General features: G+C 51.5%; 16 protein-coding genes and 2 tRNA genes. 13 read left to right on the plus strand and 5 right to left on the minus strand.

Annotation, left to right across the window (positions count from 1 at the left end):
• The first annotated feature begins 90 nt into the window (after nucleotides 1-90).
• Complete coding sequence (locus ATL17_RS00995; protein WP_133570922.1) at nucleotides 91-1,533, plus strand: aldehyde dehydrogenase family protein; 1,443 nt, start codon at nucleotides 91-93, stop codon at nucleotides 1,531-1,533.
• A 49-nt stretch (nucleotides 1,534-1,582) separates the two neighbouring features.
• Entirely contained in the window at nucleotides 1,583-2,281 is a 699-nt protein-coding gene (locus tag ATL17_RS01000; protein WP_133570923.1) for an SDR family NAD(P)-dependent oxidoreductase, read from the plus strand.
• 66 nt (nucleotides 2,282-2,347) lie between these two features.
• On the opposite strand, the gene ATL17_RS01005 is transcribed toward ATL17_RS01000, so the two are convergent.
• The 3 genes from ATL17_RS01005 to ATL17_RS01015 all read right to left on the minus strand — a co-directional run bounded on the left by ATL17_RS01005 (nucleotide 2,348) and on the right by ATL17_RS01015 (nucleotide 3,302).
• Nucleotides 2,348-2,423 (minus strand) — tRNA-Asn (locus ATL17_RS01005).
• Between the two features lie 130 nt (nucleotides 2,424-2,553).
• Complete coding sequence (mobA, locus tag ATL17_RS01010; RefSeq protein ID WP_166638847.1) at nucleotides 2,554-3,156, minus strand: molybdenum cofactor guanylyltransferase; 603 nt, start codon at nucleotides 3,154-3,156, stop codon at nucleotides 2,554-2,556.
• Between the two features lie 72 nt (nucleotides 3,157-3,228).
• A tRNA-Cys gene (locus ATL17_RS01015) sits at nucleotides 3,229-3,302 on the minus strand.
• Nucleotides 3,303-3,483: 181 nt separating this feature from the next.
• On the opposite strand from ATL17_RS01015, the gene ATL17_RS01020 reads away from it, so the two are divergent.
• The 6 genes from ATL17_RS01020 to ATL17_RS01045 all read left to right on the plus strand — a co-directional run bounded on the left by ATL17_RS01020 (nucleotide 3,484) and on the right by ATL17_RS01045 (nucleotide 12,481).
• Nucleotides 3,484-4,140 (plus strand): protein-L-isoaspartate O-methyltransferase family protein, encoded by a 657-nt coding sequence (locus ATL17_RS01020; RefSeq protein ID WP_133570925.1) that lies wholly within the window; start codon nucleotides 3,484-3,486, stop codon nucleotides 4,138-4,140.
• A 143-nt stretch (nucleotides 4,141-4,283) separates the two neighbouring features.
• Nucleotides 4,284-5,630 carry a TolC family outer membrane protein gene (locus tag ATL17_RS01025; RefSeq protein ID WP_166638848.1) on the plus strand — a complete coding sequence of 449 codons (1,347 nt, stop codon included), beginning with the start codon at nucleotides 4,284-4,286 and terminating at the stop codon, nucleotides 5,628-5,630.
• Nucleotides 5,631-5,935: 305 nt separating this feature from the next.
• Nucleotides 5,936-6,928: a DUF2497 domain-containing protein gene (locus ATL17_RS01030; RefSeq protein WP_246028607.1), complete on the plus strand. Its 993-nt coding sequence runs from the start codon at nucleotides 5,936-5,938 to the stop codon at nucleotides 6,926-6,928.
• A 118-nt stretch (nucleotides 6,929-7,046) separates the two neighbouring features.
• On the plus strand, nucleotides 7,047-9,704 hold the full coding sequence (locus tag ATL17_RS01035; RefSeq protein WP_133570927.1) for a valine--tRNA ligase: 2,658 nt from the start codon (nucleotides 7,047-7,049) through the stop codon (nucleotides 9,702-9,704).
• 274 nt (nucleotides 9,705-9,978) lie between these two features.
• On the plus strand, nucleotides 9,979-11,703 hold the full coding sequence (gene ilvD, locus ATL17_RS01040) for a dihydroxy-acid dehydratase (protein WP_133570928.1): 1,725 nt from the start codon (nucleotides 9,979-9,981) through the stop codon (nucleotides 11,701-11,703).
• The gene (locus ATL17_RS01045) at nucleotides 11,690-12,481 is read left to right on the plus strand and encodes a tetratricopeptide repeat protein (protein WP_133570929.1); all 792 of its coding nucleotides are present in this window, start codon (nucleotides 11,690-11,692) and stop codon (nucleotides 12,479-12,481) included. Before ilvD ends, ATL17_RS01045 begins: the two co-directional genes overlap by 14 nt.
• 9 nt (nucleotides 12,482-12,490) lie before the next feature.
• Here the strand turns inward: ATL17_RS01045 and xth are convergent, their stop codons facing one another.
• Nucleotides 12,491-13,270 (minus strand): exodeoxyribonuclease III, encoded by a 780-nt coding sequence (xth, locus tag ATL17_RS01050; RefSeq protein ID WP_133570930.1) that lies wholly within the window; start codon nucleotides 13,268-13,270, stop codon nucleotides 12,491-12,493.
• 90 nt (nucleotides 13,271-13,360) lie between these two features.
• A complete protein-coding gene (gene erpA, locus ATL17_RS01055; protein WP_133572155.1) occupies nucleotides 13,361-13,696 on the minus strand; it encodes an iron-sulfur cluster insertion protein ErpA in 336 nt (111 codons plus the stop codon).
• Nucleotides 13,697-13,824: 128 nt separating this feature from the next.
• On the opposite strand from erpA, the gene ATL17_RS01060 reads away from it, so the two are divergent.
• From ATL17_RS01060 to scpB, 5 genes are all read left to right on the plus strand, one after another.
• Nucleotides 13,825-15,024 carry a deoxyguanosinetriphosphate triphosphohydrolase gene (locus ATL17_RS01060; RefSeq protein WP_133570931.1) on the plus strand — a complete coding sequence of 400 codons (1,200 nt, stop codon included), beginning with the start codon at nucleotides 13,825-13,827 and terminating at the stop codon, nucleotides 15,022-15,024.
• A gap of 36 nt (nucleotides 15,025-15,060) precedes the next feature.
• Nucleotides 15,061-16,815 (plus strand): arginine--tRNA ligase, encoded by a 1,755-nt coding sequence (gene argS, locus ATL17_RS01065; RefSeq protein WP_133570932.1) that lies wholly within the window; start codon nucleotides 15,061-15,063, stop codon nucleotides 16,813-16,815.
• A gap of 86 nt (nucleotides 16,816-16,901) precedes the next feature.
• Nucleotides 16,902-19,172 (plus strand): SPOR domain-containing protein, encoded by a 2,271-nt coding sequence (locus tag ATL17_RS01070; protein WP_133570933.1) that lies wholly within the window; start codon nucleotides 16,902-16,904, stop codon nucleotides 19,170-19,172.
• Between the two features lie 105 nt (nucleotides 19,173-19,277).
• Nucleotides 19,278-20,066, plus strand: coding sequence for a segregation and condensation protein A (locus ATL17_RS01075; protein ID WP_133570934.1), 789 nt, complete (start codon nucleotides 19,278-19,280; stop codon nucleotides 20,064-20,066).
• A gap of 96 nt (nucleotides 20,067-20,162) precedes the next feature.
• The gene (gene scpB, locus ATL17_RS01080; RefSeq protein WP_133570935.1) at nucleotides 20,163-20,846 is read left to right on the plus strand and encodes an SMC-Scp complex subunit ScpB; all 684 of its coding nucleotides are present in this window, start codon (nucleotides 20,163-20,165) and stop codon (nucleotides 20,844-20,846) included.

The raw sequence follows: 20,846 nt of genomic DNA on the forward strand, positions 1-20,846 counted from the left end.
TGTTTGTTATGCTCAAACGCACCATTTCGGATACGCCGCAAATCAATTATCAATTACGCGCAACTGTAGGTGAGTAAAGGAGAATCGCCAATGACCTTCTGGAAAAGACATGAATTCTTTATCAATGGCGATTGGGTAGATGCGTCAGATGCAAAAAGCATGGATGTGATCAATCCAGCGACCGAACAACCTATCGGTTCCATCGCCATGGGCGATGCGAAAACGATTGATGCGGCGGTGGCGGCGGCCAAGGCGGCATTCCCATCCTTTTCGCGCACCACCGTTGCTGAGCGGAAGGAGCTTTTGCGTTCAATTCTGTCGGTTTACCGCCAACGCCGGGATGAGGTGGCCCATGCCATTCAGCTGGAACTGGGTGCCCCACGCCATTTGGCCTATGGCGCCCAAACTGCTGTAGGCGAAGGCCATTTGGATGGATTTCTGCAAGCACTAGGCACATTTGAGTTTGAGGAAACGTTGCTTAATGGTGATCTGGTGATCCGCGAACCCATCGGTGTTTGCGGCTTAATCACGCCGTGGAATTGGCCAATCAACCAAATCGCCCTCAAAGTGCTGCCCGCTTTGGCCGCAGGGTGTACGATGGTGTTGAAACCAAGTGAATTTACCCCGTTCAACGCCATGCTTTATGCCGAGATTTTGGCTGAGGCTGGCGTGCCGAAAGGTGTGTTCAATCTGGTGAATGGCGAAGGACCTGAAGTTGGGGCAGCGCTCTCTCGTCATCCAGATGTGGCGATGATGTCTTTCACCGGGTCATCACGTGCAGGCGCTGCTGTCAGCCGAGATGCGGCCGAAGGCGCAAAAAAGGTAGCGCTTGAACTGGGCGGCAAGTCACCAAACTTGGTCTTTGCTGATTCAGATTTATCTGGAGCGGTGAAACGTGGTGTGCGCCACATGTTCAACAATACGGGGCAGTCCTGCAACGCACCATCGCGTATGTTGGTAGAGCGCAGCGTATATGACGAAGCAAAAGAAATTGCACTTAAAACCGCCCAGCAACAACAAGTTGGTGATCCGGATGAGGCAGGGCGGCACATTGGGCCGTTGGTCAATCACATTCAGTTTGACCGCGTGCAGGAGCTGATCAAAGCGGGCATGGATGAGGGCGCCACTGTGCTGATTGGCGGCTTGGGCAAACCGGATGGCATGAATGAAGGTTACTTCGTCAAACCAACCATTTTTGTCGATGTGGATAATGAGATGCGAGTCGCACGCGAAGAAATCTTCGGTCCAGTGCTGTGTATGATCCCGTTTGATGAGGAGGATGAGGCCATTTCCATCGCCAATGATACGGAATATGGGTTGGCCGCCTATGTTCAAACCGAAGATCAGGATCGGGCAATGCGCGTTGCCCGTCAGCTCCGCGCGGGCATGGTGCACATAAATGGCAGTGACATCGAGTATGGCACACCGTTTGGCGGCTACAAAAAATCCGGCGTGGGGCGCGAAGGCGGCACTTTTGGCTTAGAAGAATTTTTGGAAGTCAAAGCCATCGCACGCCCAAAAGAAACTGCCTGATCCATCTCAACCCACCTCTCGTAGCTAAAATAAAAAATGCGAGGTGGATATGTTAGATCAAGTAGCAGAAATCAATGCGATTATTGTTGGGGCGAATGGCGGCATTGGCCAAGCGCTGAAAGCGAATCTATCCGAGCGCCCCAACTTCAAAAGCGTTGTCAGCTTTGATCGGCAAACCTATCCCAAATACGACATTACCAAGCCAGAAAGCTTCGTGCCCGAATTTGCCAAATGGCAGCGGGAAGGACGTAAGTTCAATTTAGCGATCATTGCGACTGGCGCGTTGATCATCGATGGCGTGCCACCGGAACGGCGCTTTGCGGAGCTGGACGCCAAAAATATGGCAAACCACTTTGCGTTGAATGCCACGGGCCCCGCAATCATGATCCAACAGCTTCTGCCATTAATGCAGCGGCACGAACCGGCGGTCATGGCAGCGCTATCTGCCCGTGTCGGCTCTATCGGCGACAATGAGTTAGGCGGATGGGTTTCTTACCGAGCGGCAAAATCAGCTTTGAATCAGATTGTGCGCACAGCGTCCATCGAGTGGGCGCGCAAGAACCAAGAATCGGCGCTGCTGGCGATTCACCCTGGCACAGTAGATACTCGGCTGACCGCAGACTATGCGCACCCAAAAAAAGTGAGTGCTGATGTCGCCGCGCAAAAGATTATGGATACAATTTATAAAGCCAAACCACCAATGACAGGTGGCTTTTACGACAATCAGGGCGTTGCAATAGAGTTTTGACACAGCAAAGCGAGTTCACAAAGTGAATCAAGAAACTTAAGCAACATATTGATGTTTTGGGAAAAGTGGCTCCCCGGGCAAGACTCGAACTTGCGACAAAGCGGTTAACAGCCGCTCGCTCTACCAACTGAGCTACCGGGGATCACGATGTGTGTATCTAACGAGTAGATGAGGCGGTGTTTAGCGTTTTTGATCGCGCTTGCCAAGACCTTTTTTGAAAAAATAATCGCCTTTTTGTGAAAAATTTCTGACAGCCAATAAATTGAGCATTTTTACCGTTGAAGCTGCCTGCTCAAAGCCAACAGATCTGACATCTTGTTTGCATTAGCAAACGGGTTCTGCGGATAAAATTGTTGGAAATCAATTTCTTGCGCCCGAAGCGCCCTCAGCATAGGGCGCAGTGCATAGCCATTCTGCTTTTCCAACTGGGCAGGGATGTCCAATGCCATTTTCAATGGCCACAGCCCGCAAATCGGATAAAGATCGTTGCCATACCGTGCAATAATGGGAGTTCGTGCAGCCATCATCGGTTCAGCATGTTGCACAAAATCAGTTGGAAATATCGGCCCATCCACCGGCGCAGTTAAAATCCAATAATGACAAGGGCGATCGCTAAGGTCACTTGCCCATTTGGCACCTGCATATATGCCACCGAGTGGGCCGATGGGAGGATCATACCCATCTGACAGATGAATCACAGCTTGGGGCAGAGGTGCATTTGTTTGGCCAACCAGTGCGATTTGCGCTGTTTGCGAATCGAGGCGGCTGACGAGATGGTGAACGAGCGGCATGTTTTTGAGGCGCAAAGCGGCCTTGTCTACACAACCAAAACGTGTGCCTTCACCACCTGCTAAAATTACGCCAAATATGCTCATATACTTATAGTGCCCAGCCATAAGGGCTTTGCCTAGCATTATATGCAAAATATTGAAAGTTATGGGAAAATTTGGAGGCCACGCCCGGAATCGAACCGGGGTACACGGATTTGCAATCCGCTGCGTCACCACTCCGCCACGTGGCCTCACTGGAAGGAGGTTGCTATAGCAATCGGAAGCAAAATTCAAGCATCCATTCTCAAAAACTTCACGAAATCGTGAGGCTCACACTAACCTTTAGCTCCTAAGTGCTGATATCGTCTTGCATAGACGCGGCAAGATGGCTATTGAACAAACTGGTTTTAACTTCTCAGAATGGGTGCTCCAATGGATTTCGAACACGCACGCAAGTCAATGGTGGACTGTCAGCTCCGCCCCAACGCGATCACTGATTATCGCATTTTGGCTGCGATGAGCGAAATCCCGCGTGAGAATTTCACCCCGGCTGCAAAAAAGCCTCTTTCTTATCTGGATGAAGATTTGCCGCTTGACCCAATGGGTGCCCGCAAAATGATGGAGCCAATGTATTTTGGCCGTTTGGCGCAATTGGCTGAAATCAAATCAACTGACTTTGTGCTTCATGTGGCCTGCAACACAGGTTACGGCACAGCGGTTCTATCAAAGTTTGCCGATTCAATTGTCGCGATAGACGATAATGAAGACTTTGTCGAAATGGCCAATGATGCGCTGGCAGATTTGGAAATCGGCAATGCGGCTGTGTTGTCTGGTGATTTGAAAGAAGGGTTGGCAAAAGAGGCGCCCTTCGACGTGATCTTTATCGAAGGTCACATTGATGAATTGCCAGAAACATTCTTCAAGCAATTGAAGCAAGATGGCCGTTTGGTATGCGTAGAAGTTGAAAATGGTGTGCCAAGCGCTGTTTGCTATGTCAAAACCGCATCAGGCGTAAGCCGCCGCGTGGCATTTAATGCCATCGTGCCAAAGCTAATTGCCTTCGAAAAACAAAAAACTTTCACATTATAGAGCCTGCGCTCTTGAACTTTGTGTGATAATAGCCACATGACGCTTGATATATCGGTCCGTTATATGGAATTAACGAAAAGTTAATTTTATTTGTGGGCCGAAACATGCATACTGGGCGGCATAATAGTTCTGGGGTGAGTAAGGTGCTTTTAAAGAAGAGTGTTGTAATTGCGGCGATTTTTTCCGCGGCAATGGGTGGAGCTGCGCAGGCTGAAAGTCTGACTGAGGCGTTGGCGCGTGCTTATGTGAAAAATCCGGCCATCGCATCGGCGCTGGTCAGCGTTAAAATGGCCTCCGAAGATATTGTGATGCGCAAGTCTGGCTTGCGCCCCAAAATTGGCCTTTCCGCAACGTCGCAATATGGGTTCACCATGGTAGGTGGCTCAACCACCACCAGCAGTTCAACAACGCTAAACGTTTCTTACAATCAGCGCCTGTTCGACAATTTGCAAACCACGGCGCAAATTGACCAAGCCCGCGCTTACGCTGACGCGGCCAAATATGGCTTGCGCAACACTGAGCAAAATGTGCTCTTGTCTGCAGCAACGGCCTATATGGATGTGGTGCAAAACACCAATCTCGCCTCGTTACGGGCGGACAATGTGAAATTCTTGCGCGCGCAGGTTGATAATGCCCGCAGCCGTTTGAATGTAGGTGAGGGCACCAAGATTGACGTTGCGCAAGCCGAAGCCCGCTTGGCGCAAGCTGTGGCGTCCTATAAATCTGCCGTGAACTCATTGCGTACTTCCCAAGCCTCTTATGTTCGCTGGATTGGCGCGAAGCCTTCCGGCCTGAACTCGAATTTCCGCTTTGGCAATGTGATGCCAAAAAGCATTGATTCAGCGTTGCAATCAGCGCGCCGCAATCACCCAGCTATTTTGACAGCACGTGCGCAAGTTGAAGCGGCACGTTACGGCACCGAAGCCGCGTTGCGCGCATTCGGCCCAACGCTAGATCTTATTGGCTCTATTTGTGCCATTGATTGTTTGGGCGGTGGTGCGCAGCCAAACGCCACGCAAGGCTCACTTCGTCTCACATTGTCGATCCCAATTTACCAGGGCGGCATGCTGGGGGCCTCTGCGCGTAAGGCAAACCTTGGCCACATCAAATCTGAAATTGACGCTCAAGTGGCGGCCAACCAAGTTGAAGAGAGCGTGATCTCTGCATGGTCTGGCCTACAATCTTCCATCGCAGCTATTGAATCCGCGCAAGCGGCGGTTCGTTCAGGTCAAATTGCTTTGGATGGTGTGATCGAAGAGCGCAATGTTGGGCAGCGCACCACATTGGACGTGTTGAATGCCCGGGCCGAGCTGACCAGTGCAAAAGAAGCGCTTTACACAGCTGAGCGCAGCCGTGTTGTTGCAGCATTCTCATTGATCGCGGCAACTGGTCGCTTGGATGCGGCTTCACTAAATCTACCAGTGCAACTTCAATCGAGCGATGGATATCGCGCCCGCATTGAAGATGTTTGGGCAGAATTACGTGAATAACAGCAGTCGTGGATAAGTGCTAAATAGTGCTTAGCTGGACTAACGGCCAAATATTCATCACAATACTATAATTAAGTGCGAATCGCATTTCGGTGCGACTCGCGCCGCACAGCAGATGGCAATTGCCTTGTGTGTGGTTGGGTGAGTGCGGTGCACCGACCACATATGTCCTTAATCGGACAGCTTGAGTGGCCAGATGTGATGCGGTTTGAAGTGTGTTTGCGCTGAATATGCCGTATATTGGGCGCTTAAGGCACATAGAGTAGTTTAATGTATCTCGAGTTTTGCTCGAAGGTGAGGCCATTATGAACCGACCTGCGTCTAAAGAACCGTCAATGGACGAAATCCTGTCGTCTATCCGACAGATCATTGCCGATGATGAGCCGCAGCAGGAAGATGCCGCACCAACCCAACAGCAAGATGAAGAGGCAACCGCGCGCGGCAAGTTAAGCGATATGCTTGACGATGTGGACGCCGATGGCGAGGCCACCACCATCGAAGTCGAAGATGGGCCCCATCCAGATATTGAAGCAGCGCCGATTGAGCGCAAAGACGTTGCAGCAGAAGCATTAGCTGAAGCGCAACAGCCCAATATTGAGCCAGAGGGCGATGCTGAAGAGCCGTTGGCCCTGTCCATCGATCAGATGCTCAAACCATCAAACAGCAATTTTGGTCATGACCCAGCGGATGAAGAGCTAATTGCCGACCCAGGCGAAGTGGTGCCGACCACAGATGAAGAAATCGATATGGCATCGTTGCTTTTGCAAGAAAGCGCTGCACAAGAATCTCCCGCCGAGGATGATGCCAAGTCGATTGAAGATTTAGTGCCTGACGAAGTGGCGCAAGTTGTGCCGGACGATATTGCCTTCATCAATGATGATGACGCTGAAGAGCAGGGCGACGATACAGATAGCACCGATCCATTTGCTGGCATGGGCATTGACGAAGAAGCCGAAAGCGAAACGCAACCGCTCGCCGCAGCAGAGCCTGAGCCAATGTTGCAGACGCAGCCTGAGGCCGCTCAGCAGCCAGAACCAGAAAGCCCGCTGCCTGACAAAGATCTTTCGAGCGATATTGCAGACAGTTTGCTGGAACCAACCGCGCAAGCGGCAACCAGCCATGCCTTCAGCCAGTTGGATAATTTGATCCTGTCACAAAAGCAGGGCCAAACCATTGAAGATTTGATCCGCGAAATGCTGCGCCCGATGTTGAAAGCTTGGCTAGATGAAAATCTGCCAGGTGTTGTGGAACAGCTTGTGCAGCGCGAAATTGAGCGTGTTTCTCGCGGAAAGCGCTAAGCACCACCACAATTTAGCCGCTTAGCGGTTGACTTGTCCCACCAGCTTCGCTTTTAAACCAGTTAGATGAATTTTTCTCCCGCCCATCATTTGGGCGGGCAAAAGGTAATGGGCAAATATGATCGATAAAAATTATAACCCGCAAGACGTTGAAGGCCGCATCTATGATGAGTGGGTTCAACAAAACACATTTGCCGCCGGCGCTGGCGCTAAGGAAGGCGCGGAAAGCTACTGCATTCCAATGCCACCACCAAATGTGACGGGTGATTTGCATGTGGGTCACGCCCTTACTTTTACTGTGCAAGATATGATCACCCGCTTTGAGCGGATGCGCGGCAAAAATGTGCTTTGGCAACCCGGCACCGACCATGCGGGCATCGCCACCCAAATGATCGTGGAACGCAAGTTGATGGAACAGCAATTGCCATCACGCCGCGAAATGGGCCGCGAAAAGTTCCTCGAAAAAGTTTGGGAATGGAAAGAAGAGTCTGGCGGCAATATTGTGCGCCAATTGCGCCGCTTAGGCGCATCGGCAGACTGGTCGCGTGAACGCTTCACCATGGATGATGGTCTTTCGCGCGCGGTCGTGAAAGTGTTCACAGAGCTCTACAAGCAGGGGCTGATCTATAAAGATAAGCGCCTTGTGAACTGGCATCCTGTTTTGCAAACTGCCATCTCTGATCTTGAAGTGGAAAATATCGAGATCAACGGCCATATGTGGCATCTGCGCTACCCGATTGAGGGCACTGATGAAACCATCACCGTGGCGACAACGCGGCCTGAAACCATGTTGGGCGATACAGGCGTTGCCGTTCATCCGGAAGATGAGCGCTATAAGCACTTGGTTGGCAAAATGGTGATCTTGCCGCTCACCGGTCGCAAAATCCCGATTGTCACCGACGAACATGCTGACCCAGAGCAAGGCTCAGGTGCCGTGAAAATCACGCCCGCACACGACTTTAATGACTTTGAAGTTGGCAAGCGCAACAATCTGGATCAAATCAACATCTTCACAGCCGAAGCCAAAATCAATGATGAGGCACCAGAAGCTTATCGTGGTTTGGATCGCTTTGAAGCGCGTAAGAAAATCGTTGCAGATTTGGATGCGCTCGGCGTGTTGGTTGAAATCGAAGATAAAGTCATCTCCGTGCCGCACGACGAGAAGTCAAAGCAGGTGGTTATTGAGCCTTATTTGACCGACCAATGGTATGTGGATGCGGAAACGCTGGCCAAACCAGCCTTGGCTGCGGTGAAAGAAGGCCGTACCAAATTTGTGCCGAAAAACTGGGAAAACACCTATTACTCATGGATGGAAAACATTCAGCCTTGGTGTATTTCACGTCAATTGTGGTGGGGTCACCAAATCCCAGCATGGTACGGGCCAGATGGCGAGTATTTCGTAGCGGAAGACGAGGCGGAAGCACAGGCTTTGGCTGACGCGCATTATGGCGCACCGACGCCAATCAAGCGTGATGAAGATGTGTTGGACACATGGTTCTCATCAGCACTTTGGCCGTTCTCAACTTTGGGTTGGCCGGACAAAACGCCAGAACTTGAAACCTATTATCAAACGACAACCTTGGTGACAGGCTTCGACATCATCTTCTTCTGGGTTGCCCGGATGATGATGTTCGGCATCCACTTTATGGACGAAGAGCCGTTTGAAAATGTTTACGTGCATGCCTTGGTGCGCGATGAGCATGGGCAGAAAATGTCCAAAACCAAAGGCAATGTGATCGATCCGCTCACCTTGTTCGACGAATATGGCGCAGACGCTACACGCTTCACATTGGCTGCAATGGCTGCGCAAGGGCGTGACTTGAAACTCGCCATTTCTCGAGTTGAGGGCTATCGCAACTTCGTCACGAAGATTTGGAACGCTTCGCGCTTCTTGGAGATGAATGAGTGTGTTCGCGTTGAAGGTTTCGAGCCAAAAGGCGTGAACTCAACATTGAACAAATGGATTCTGAGCCGTGCAGCGAAAACCGTTGCCGAAGTTGAAAAATCCTTGGAAGCTTTCCGCTTTAACGAAGCCGCCAACGCGGCTTATGATTTTGTATGGGGCACATTCTGCGACTGGTTCGTGGAATTGGCTAAGCCTGTGTTCAACGGTGATGATGAGGCCTTGAAAGCCGAAACCCGCGCCACAGCGGCCTTCACGCTGGATCAAATCTTGAAGCTGTTGCACCCATTTATGCCATTTGTGACCGAAGAGCTTTGGGCGCAAACCGGTCAAACAGGGCCGAAACGCGACAAGCTGTTGATTGTTAGCGAGTGGCCACAATTGGCTGAGTTGATCAATGAAGACGCCGAAGCTGAGCTGGGCTGGATGATCGATTTGATCACAGGTATCCGGTCTCTACGCGTTGAAATGAACGTGCCAGCAGGCGCCAAGGTGCCATTGGTTGTTGTGGATGCAAATGCTGAAACCAAATCACGTTTGGCCACACAAGACCCGATGATCAAGCGTTTGGCACGTGTCGAAACAATCGATTTCGCAGATGAGGTGCCGGGTGAATCAGCGCAGCTTGTGTTGGGCGAGGCGACCTTTGCGATGCCATTAGCTGGCGTGATTGATGTTGCGGCAGAAAAAGAGCGTCTTAACAAAGAGCTGGCGAAATTGGACAAAGAAATTGACGGCGTGGCGAAGAAATTGGCCAACGAGCAGTTTATTTCCAAAGCACCAGCACATGTGATTGACGATCAAAAACAGCGCAAAACCGACGCAGAAGAGAAGAAAGAGCGGGTTCAAGCCGCGCTCATGCGTCTCGGATAAGCTGTTGCATTTCGGCAACTAAATTCTGAAATTCATATTTCGGTAAGGCTGGCCTCAATCTATAGTTGGGGCCGCCTTTTTTTTAACCAATTCACAGCGCAAAACTGAATATGTTGACAGCGAGCAACGGGGCGGATGTTGCGCGAAAAGGTTGGATGCGGCGATTAGCGCCGCCAATTGGACGCGCACGCCTTAATGTGCCCTTGCATCAAACAGCAGCACGATTAAAAGTTTAGGCTGAAATTGTGCCTGCATGCAGGGGAAAGGTTTTATAATGGACGCGAAAAACGTAGATAAATCAAAACTGCCAAGTCGCCACGTAACTGAAGGGCCGGCGCGCGCGCCGCACCGCTCTTATTATTACGCGATGGGGCTGACACCAGGTCAAATTCACCAGCCATTTGTTGGCGTGGCGACCTGTTGGAACGAGGCAGCGCCCTGCAACATCGCGCTGATGCGTCAAGCGCAAGCCGTTAAAAAAGGCGTTGCCGCTGCACACGGCACACCGCGTGAATTCACCACGATCACCGTGACCGACGGTATCGCCATGGGCCACCAGGGCATGAAGTCTTCATTAGTTTCTCGTGATGTGATCACCGATTCCGTAGAATTGACCATGCGCGGCCACTGCTATGATGCACTTGTTGGCCTTGCTGGTTGCGATAAATCTTTGCCTGGCATGATGATGGCGATGGTGCGGTTGAACGTGCCTTCTGTGTTCTTATATGGCGGCTCAATCTTGCCCGGCACTTTCAAAGGCAAGCCTGTTACCGTTCAAGATGTATTTGAAGCCGTTGGCCGCTACTCTGTTGGCGACTTTTCTGACGAAGATTTGGAAGAGTTGGAAAAGAATGCTTGTCCATCTGCGGGTGCGTGTGGCGCGCAATTCACCGCCAACACAATGGCAACCGTGTCTGAAGCGATTGGTCTTGCATTGCCATATTCTGCAGGTGCACCAGCACCTTACGAAATTCGCGACCAATTCTGCGCCACCGCTGGTGAGCAAGTGATGGAATTGCTGAAGCAAAATATCCGTCCGCGCGATATTGTGACCCGCAAAGCCTTGGAAAATGCGGCAACCGTTGTGGCTGCTTCTGGCGGCTCTACAAATGCTGCCTTGCACTTGCCAGCGATTGCCCACGAAGCAGGCATTGAATTTGACTTGTTCGACGTGGCCGAGATCTTCAAAAAAACGCCTTATATTGCTGATCTAAAACCAGGCGGCAAATATGTGGCCAAAGATATGTTTGAAGCAGGCGGCATTCCGCTTTTGATGAAAACATTGTTGGATCAAGGCTATTTGCACGGCGACTGCATGACCGTGACAGGCCGCACCATTGCGGAAAACATGGAAAAAGTGAAATGGAATGATGAGCAGGACGTGGTGCGTCCAGCCAACACCCCAATCACAAAAACAGGTGGTGTTGTAGGTCTTTCCGGCAATTTGGCACCTGATGGCGCGATTGTAAAAGTCGCTGGCATGTCCAACTTGGTGTTTAAAGGCCCAGCACGTTGCTTCGATAGCGAAGAAGAGTGCTTTAAAGCTGTCACCAAGCGCGAATATAAAGAAGGCGAAGTGCTGGTTATCCGTTACGAAGGGCCAAAAGGTGGTCCAGGCATGCGGGAAATGTTGGCAACAACCGCCGCGCTTTATGGCCAAGGCATGGGCGACAAAGTGGCTTTGATCACTGATGGCCGCTTCTCTGGCGCAACCCGCGGGTTCTGCATCGGCCATGTTGGTCCAGAAGCAGCCGTTGGCGGCCCAATCGCTTTGATCGAAAATGGCGACATTATCGAAATCGATGCAAATACAGGCTCAATCTCAGTTGAGTTGAGCGATGACGAGCTGAAAGCTCGCCACGAAAAATGGGAACCACGTGAGACCGACTTCGGCTCTGGCGTGATTTGGAAATATGCCCAGCTGGTGGGGTCAGCCCGTTATGGCGCTTTGACCCATCCCGGTGCGAAGGCAGAAAAGGAGTGCTATGCAGATATTTAGTGCGAATTTGATTGGCTTGGTGCGCGCAACTTCGGTTGCGCTCATCCTGTCAACATGTTCTGCATTTGCCCAAGATGAATCGGCAGATATTCTGTCGGTCTTCGGGCAGTTCGATACAGATGTGTCGAACGAAAATCTGCTTGCGGCTTTGGAAGATGCGGCGGCGGCTGGCCAGCCTATTGCTCTGTGGCGCTTGGGCGTCATGTATGAAAATGGGGAAGGGGTCGCCCCCGACCGCTCCAAAGCGTTCCAATATTTCTCTCAATTGGCCGATGGCCACGCCAACACCCCGCCCAAATCTTTGGAAGCGGATATTGTGGCGCAAAGCTTCTTGAAAGTGGGCGAATATTATCGCGAGGGCGTGCCAGATGCTGGCGTGCCAGCCAATGATGATTTGTCCCGCAAATTGTGGCTTCACGCGGCATCTTACTTTGGTGACCCAGAAGCCCAGTTCAAAGTGGGCCAACTCTATCTTGATGAAAATGAGTTGGGATACTCACCGCTGCAAAGTGCCCGCTGGTTGGCGCTTGCGTCCCGCAAAGGCCATGCCGCTGCGCAAGCAACTCTGGGCAATTTAATGTTCAATGGCGATGGCATCCCCGCCGATCCGGTGGAGGGGCTGATGTGGCTAACTTTGGCAGACCGAAATTCCCACGGTACCGAAGATGAACCGTGGATTGCTGAGCTGTTTGACCGCGCCGTGTCCATTGCATCGCAAGATCAACGCGAGCAGGCCATTGCTGCTGCGGATTCTCTTGGCAGTCGATTTGGCGGCTAACGCCTTAATCTAAATGTTGAAATGCCCAACCACAGGCACGTGGTCCGATGGTTTGTCGCGGCCGCGCATATCTTTGTGGATTTCGACCGTTTCCAAAATATCTGCTGCTTGTGGTGAAAGCATCAAATGGTCGATGCGAATGCCGTTATTTCGGCGCCAAGCACCTGCTTGAAAGTCCCAGAACGTATAAGCCTCTTCACCATTCACAGCGCGCAAACCGTCGGTAAAGCCAAGATTGGCTAGCGCGCGGAAACGTTCCAAGCTTTCCGGACGGAACAGGGCGTCGCCCCACCAATCCTTGGCGCTGTGCGTGTCTGCACCTGTGGGGATAATGTTGTAATCCCCTAGAATGATAAATGGCTCTTCAAGCTTTAGGCGCTCTTCAGCCCAATCAATCAGGCGGTCCATCCATGCTAGCTTGTATGGGAACTTCTCAGTGTCAACTGGGTTGCCGTTCGGCAGGTAAATGCCTGCGACGCGCACGGCACCTTCTGGTCGGGAGATAACGGTTTCGATAAAACGCGCTTGCTCGTCACTATCATCGCCCGGCAATCCGCGATTGATCTCGTCAAATGGGTGCAAAGAGAGCAGGGCAACACCGTTAAAGCTTTTCTGCCCATGGGTGGCGACGTTATAGCCTAGCGCTTCAATCGCTTCGCGTGGAAAATTCTCATCAATGCTTTTGATTTCCTGCAGCGCCACAAGGTCTGGCTTATATTCGTTAAGCCAATATTCAACCTCATTAAGGCGTGCTTTAATGCCATTAATGTTCCAAGTTGCGATTTTCACTATGCTTTTCCGATCCGAAAGGAAGTTGCCACGCGAGTCGCAATCATCCTATCGGGGCAGTCGCTAGAAAACAATCATGAGATGGCGGGTTTAAACCGCAAAGCTGGTCCCGCAGCCGCAAGACGCAACCGCATTTGGATTATTGATTTGGAAGCTCTGGCCAATCAGATCATTCACAAAATCAATCTCAGCACCCTGCATAAATTCGAGGCTAAGCGAATCGATCAACACAGTGGCGTTTTTCTTTTGCAGCACCACATCATCGTCCGTGGCGCTTTCTTGCACCAAATTATATTCATATTGGAAACCAGAACAGCCGCCACCGGAAACCGCCACGCGCAAAACCGTGCCTTCTGGCTGCTTTTCCAGGATTTTCGCTATGCGCTCGGCAGCGCGATCTGTAAGCTGAACCTGTGTTTCTGCCATTTGCGTGTCAGACATTTGCCCTATCCTTATCCTGATGGCTTTTTTATAAGCCATCCAATTGCTAACACATAGATAAGCTTCATCATCGCCTTTGAAAAGAACCCTAAGGGTATAAAGGGTACAAATTTATGTCATCAAAGCTCAATCTGGCACCATATGCCGCAGACCCGTTTAACAGTTTGGGGCGTCGTCACCAAGCTGACGATAGTGCCACGCGGAACGAGTTTCAGCGCGATCGCGACCGGATTATCCATTCTAACGCCTTTCGTCGCTTAAAGCACAAAACCCAGGTCTTTTTGCACCATGAAGGCAATCATTATCGCACAAGACTGACGCATACATTGGAAGTGGCGCAAATTGCCCGTTCAATCGCGCGGTCGCTCAATTTGTGTGAAGATTTAGCCGAAGCCTTGGCCTTGGCTCACGATCTTGGCCACACGCCATTCGGTCACGCAGGCGAGCGCGTTTTGCATGAAAAAATGCACGATCTTGGGGGCTTTGACCACAACATCCAAGCCTTGCGTTTGGTCACACGGTTGGAAAACCGCTATGCGGAACATGACGGGTTGAACCTGACTTGGGAAACCCTAGAAGGCATCATCAAACATAATGGTCCTTTGATGGATAGCGAGGGCAATCCGACGCCAAAATATCAAAAGGAAGGTTTGCCCGGCGGCCTTGACGAGCCGTGGGCAGTCGCAGACCTAAGATATGACAGCTATGCCAGCCTTGAAGCGCAGGCAGCGGCGATTGCAGACGATATTGCCTACAATGCCCATGACATTGATGACGCCTTGCGGGCAGGCCTTCTGTCGCTGGAAGAGCTGCGCGATGTGCCGCTTGTCGGCCCGATTGTTCAGGAAGTGCAGGGCAAATATCCGTTGGTTGATCAGGATCGGCAAACCCACGAAGTTGTTCGTCGCTTGCTCACCCGCACCATCGAAGATGTTATCGCCGACGCCAAATCCCGTTTGGCCGAAGCAAACATTGAAACAGCAGAAGATATTCGGCAGGCGAACCAAACTTTGATTGGCTTTTCACCTGAGATGGCTTTGGCCGAAAAAGGGCTGAAAACCTTCTTATTTGCGAAAGTCTATCGCCACAAAAGCGTCATGGATCAAGTTGATCGGGCGCAGCATATTGTGTCCAAACTCTTTGATGCCTATCTCGCCGGGGAAGAATTGCCAGGCGAATGGAAGGAACGTGCTAAAGTCATCGAAAAACAAAAGATGCCGCGCCTTGTTTCCGACTTTATTGCCGGTATGACAGACCCATATGCGACGGCAGAATATAACCGTTTGTTTGACGCGGACGAGGATTTCCGCTAACCGCAATGCGCTAACAACAAAATGGAATGACCATCAATGGATTTATTCGCTTTATATCAATCGCGTATCGCAGATGCTTTATCTGCATTGTTCCCTCAATTGGCAGACGCTCCTGAGCTGTTGCGCCGATTTGTGGTTGAGCCTCCGCGCGATGCGTCACATGGCGATATGTCCACCAACGCGGCCATGGTTTTGGCCAAGCCGCTGAAATCCAATCCACGGGCGATTGCAGAGCAATTGGCTGAAAAGATTGGCGAATTCGATGGCATTGAGGCTGTGGACATTGCAGGCCCGGGCTTCATCAACATGCGGTTGGCCGCAAACGTGTGGCAGGACATGATCGCCACCATCAATGCTGAGAGCGCCGACTATGGCCGCCCGAAAGAAGCACCAAGCGGTAAGGTGAATGTTGAGTTTGTTTCAGCAAACCCAACGGGACCTCTGCATGTGGGCCATACACGTGGCACCGTCTTCGGCGATGCATTGGCGCGTCTAATGGCATTTTCGCGGTACGATCTGTCGAAAGAATATTATATCAACGATGCTGGCGGCCAGATTGGCGTTCTCGCCAAGTCAGTCATGCTGCGCTATTGCGAAGCGTTGGGCCATGAAATCGGCGAAATCCCGAAAGGGCTTTATCCGGGCGCTTATCTGGTGCCAATCGGCAAAAAACTTGCCGATCAGTTTGGCGATGAATTGTTGAATATGGATGAAGCCGCTGCCATCGACAAAATCAAGCCAATCGTTCTTGATGAAATGATGGGCTTAATCAAAGCAGATTTGGCCAAACTGAACGTGCATCACGATCATTTCTTCTCCGAAAAACAACTACACGGCGAAGATGGCGATATCCGCAAGACTTTGGATTGGCTGCGTGAAGAGGGCCTTGTTTATCAAGGCACATTGGAGCCACCAAAAGGTAAAACGCCAGAAGATTGGGAAGACCGCGAGCAAACCCTGTTCAAAGCCACCGACTTTGGTGACGATACAGACCGGGCCTTGGTGAAATCTGACGGGTCATACACCTATTTTGCCGCTGACATTGCCTATCACCGCAACAAATATCTGCGTGGATTTAACGAGCAGATCGTTGTGCTCGGCGCAGACCATGCGGGCTATGTAAAGCGGCTGAAAGCGGCAGGGAAAGCCGTTTCCGGCGGTGAAGCTAATGTAGATGTGAAAATTTGCCAGTTGGTGAATTTGTTGCGCAATGGCGAGCCAGCTAAAATGTCCAAGCGGGCAGGGACCTTTGTAACTCTCGGCGATCTGGTCGACGAAGTTGGCCCAGATGTGGTGCGTTTCATTATGCTGTTCCGCAGAAATGATGCCCCGCTGGACTTCGACTTTGATGTAGTTACAGCGCAGACACGCGATAATCCGGTGTTCTATGTGCAATATGCTCATGCACGGGCATGTTCGGTGTTCCGGAACGCAAAGCGTGACTTGCCAGATTTGGATATTTCGCTGGCCGCATTGCAAAAAGCAGACCTGAGTTTGCTTAATGATCCAGCAGAAATCGAGCTGATTAAAGTCGCATCACAATTCTCGCGGGTGGTGGCTGGAGCCACCGAAGCGCACGAGCCGCATCGGATTGCATTCTATGTGCACGAGCTGGCCAGCGCCTTTCACGCCTTCTGGACAAAAGGTAAAGAACGGCCAGAGTTACGATTTGTTAACCTTGATGAACAGACAATAACATTGTCGCGACTCGCTTTGGTGAATGCAGTTCGGCAAGTATTGGCAAATAGCCTGGAGATTTTGGGAGTATCTGCTCCTGAAGAGCTATCATAATTCAGGCACAATGCTGTGCTGACTTACGTTCGGGGCGAATACTTATTCTAACTATAGGGGCAGCGCGGTTGCGCGCTGACCGTTAAATGGCAGATTCAAAAAAACCTGCAGACCAAGGTCTGGATCAATCTGATGATCTGATTGCAGAATTGGCCCGCATTGTGGCAGACGACGCGAAACGCGCATCGGTGTCACAATCTATTGAGCAACGTGCGCAACAAGAGCGTCCGGTGGAACCGAGCAGACCTGCTGCCTCTTCCAGTGGGCAAACTGGTGCTGCGCCCATGTCTGCCTTTTCTGGCCAGCAAGATCGACAGCAACAAAATCAGCAGCAGCGCCAAGAGCCGACTTTTTCTGCGCCAGCAGAGCCAAAGCAGGCTGAAACAGAAAAAGCAGCTGATCCGTTTGAGTTTGACTTTGCCAGCAGCTACCGCGAAAGCGCGGCCGCCCAGTCAACCCAATCAACAGCTCAAGATGCGCTAGATCGCATTGAAAATGCGCAAAATGATTTTAGCGCTGAAGTTGAGCAATTGGTGGCTGAGGCTGAGCAAGAGCAACGCCCCGAACCGATTGCGCCTGAAACGCAAACACGCGAACAACGCCAATCAGCAGAAGCATTGAAGCAAGAAGTCAACGCTGCAGCTGCGGTGGACGAAATCGCTGACCTTATTTCAAAGGCTGATGAAGCTGAAGAAACAGGCGCGTCATATGCTGAGCCTAGTGCGCCAGCGCCGGTTGAGCCGAAATATGACCATGAAAGCGATGCGCTATTTGCTGAAGAGCCTTATATGCAAGCGCAGGAAGAACCTGCGCCACAGCCACAACAGGCACCAGCGGCTCCTGTTCGGTCAACGCCAGAACAGCCAGCGCCAACTGCGCCTGCACAACCGCAGCAGCCTGCGGCACAGCAAACCCAGACATCTGCCTATGATCCATTGGCGGAAATTGAGCGCCTGATTGAGGACACTTCAGACGGTCGTCCGTCACGTTCGCATCATTCTTATTTGGATAGCCAAAGCAGCACTGAGCAACCAACTGCAAGCAGCAAGGACGATTCTTCTAATGCTGCAGAGGCAGCTATATTGGCTGCAATGGCTGCGGCGCGCCCGTCGTCAGAGCCAGCAGAAGCGCCAAGAGCGCAAGCCCCAGTCGGTCCTGCACCGGAAGCAGCACCAACCGCTGCCGCAGCGGCAAGCCAGAAACCAACTGCACCATATTTGAACGCAGATGATCAACGCGCCTCATATGAAGAGGTTGAGCCAAAGCCAGAAACCAACAAAGAGCGCAGCAAACATTTGCCACTCTATGCTGGCGGCTTGGCAGCGATCCTGTTGTTGGCCCTTGGTGGTATGACGCTTTGGAACTTCATCGGCGGCGGCCAAACCGACGGCGATGTGCCGCTGGTGACCGCGCAAAATACCGATGTGAAACAAACACCAGAAACAACAGATACTGGCGAAGAATCTCCGTCTGTATTTTCCGCGCTTGAAGGTCAGCCTGAAGATACGTCTAGCGAGCAACTGGTTTCGCGCGACGATACGCAGGGCGCGTCAGGCGAAGGCGTTTCTCGTGTAATCACACCGTCAAACACTGGCGAATCCAGCAGTGGCTTGACCAACCGCAAGGTGAAAACCGTCACGGTTTTGGCTGACGGCACCATCGTCACAGGCGATGAAGCTTCTGCAGGCGCGCAGCAGTTGCCAGATATCCGGCCAAACGTACCTGCTGTAAGTGGTAGCCAAACTGGCGAAGCCACCACCAGCACGGACCCAATTGGCGATGCGATTGCTGATGCACAGGCTACAACGCCAGACAGCAGCACCGAAACCGCCACAACCGATCAAACAACGACTGACGAACCGGCCACGACGGAAGAAGATTCAACAGCGCAAATTGATGAAACGGCTCCAACACCACCGGCACGTCCAGCAGGCTTGGGCACCGACCAGCCTTTGGCATCAGCCGTGCTGAACAATTCCGTACCAACGAACGGCTCGACTGATAGCAATGATCAGCCTTTAGGCTTGGTGCCAAATTCACAGCCAGCAACGTCTACGCCAGCGCCACAAACAAGCTCAGCGCCAGTGAACGCGTCGACCAACGAGGTGAATGCGCCATTCTATGTACAGTTGGCATCGCAACGCACCGCCGCAGATGCGCAATCAACTGTGACGACAGTTACGCGCCAATTTGGCAGCGCATTGGGTGGTCAAACCGTTGGCGTCAATCGGGTTGATCTTGGCGATCGCGGCATTTTCTACCGCGTGTTGGTCCCCGCAAACTCAATCGAAGCGGCAAATGCCATCTGTAACAATGTAAAAGTTGCTGGCGGCGATTGCTTCGTGCGGAACAACTAATCACTGGCAAATTGCCATTATTTCGTTGATGAGCGCAGGGTTTTGTTGACCCTGCGCTTTTTTTTGCGCCATGATTTATTCAAACAGCCAAACAAAGCGAACCAGATGCCTTTTCAAGACAATGATTTCACTCAACAGCCAGAACCGCCCCGCCAGGGCGTGATGTATGTTGATGTGAAAGGCTATGAAGGACCGTTGGATTTGTTGCTGGATTTGGCGCGCAAACAGAAAGTGGATTTAGCCCATATTTCTGTGCTGTCGCTTGCCGAGCAATATTTGGGCTTCATCGAAACCCTGAAAGAACGGCGCATTGAAGTCGCTGCAGATTATCTGGTGATGGCGGCGTGGCTTGCCTATTTGAAAAGTCGCCTGATGGTACCACACGATGATGAGGATGAAGAACCAAGCGGTGAAGAAATGGCTGCTTTGCTCCAATTCCGATTGAAGCGCTTGGAAGCGATGCGCGATGCGGCGGGTAAATTGGTCAATCGCCCGCGTTTGGGGCGTGAAATTCACATGCGCGGTGATCCAGAAACAATCGTCACCACCAAAACCAAGCAATGGCAGGCCACTTATTATGATTTGCTGCGCGCCTATGTAATTCAGCGCGAGAAGGCACTACCGAAAGACTATTCCGTCAAAGTGCGCACTGTATGGTCGTTGAGTGAGGCTGAAGAGATTTTAGAGCGCTTGATCGGCCAATCGGCAGAATGGGTGCCGCTTCAATCTTATTTGGCTGAATATCTGACTTCTGGTGAAGAACGGCAAACTGCGCTGGCGTCGTCATTCACTGCCAGTTTGGAAATGGTTCGCCAAGGTCATATTGAATTGCGCCAATCGGCACCATTTTCGCCACTCATGGTGCGACGAAAGCGTCAATCTGAGGGGTCTTAGGTCAACTTACGCTTGGACAATTTTTCTAAAATTGATAGATAAAGGCACAAGTGGATATTCCACATAACGGCCTGTTCAACTCGGAAAGTATGCCTAATGGAGCCAGAAATCCCTGAAAGTGATATCCAAACGCGCAATTTGCGGGTGTTGGAAGCATTGCTTTTTGCGGCAAAAGAGCCATTAGGCGCTGAGGATATGCATCCATTTTTGTCGGATAATGCCGATTTGGCCGATCTGCTGGATCAATTGCAGCAGCGTTATCAGCATGCGGGCGTCAATTTGGTGAAGCGCGGCGAAAAATATGCATTTCGAACCGCTGAAGATTTGTCCTTCTTGCTACGGCGCGACGATGTAGAGCAAAAGCCTTTATCCCGCGCGGCATTGGAAACCTTGTCCATCATCGCATATCACCAGCCGGTCACACGGTCTGAAATTGAAGAGGTGCGTGGCGTTGCAACGTCTAAGGGAACCTTAGATGTGCTGATGGAAGCAGGGTGGGTGCGTATGCGGGGCAGGCGGCGCACGCCGGGTCGTCCGGTAACCTATGGCACCACCCTTGAGTTTCTGGATCATTTTGGGTTAGAGCAAATTTCAGATTTGCCGGGGCTTGGCGAGCTTAAAGGGGCAGGGCTATTGTCCTCAACTTTGCCGCCAGATTTTAGCGTGCCCAAACCTGTTGATGGCGATTTGACTCCAGACGAAGATCCGCTTGAACCGGATGACACAGGCGATGATTTGCTCAGCGAGTTAGAAGCCGCCAATAAACCGAGTGACGTGTAA

The organism is Maritalea mobilis (assembly GCF_004363175.1).
Taxonomy (GTDB): domain Bacteria; phylum Pseudomonadota; class Alphaproteobacteria; order Rhizobiales; family Devosiaceae; genus Maritalea; species Maritalea mobilis.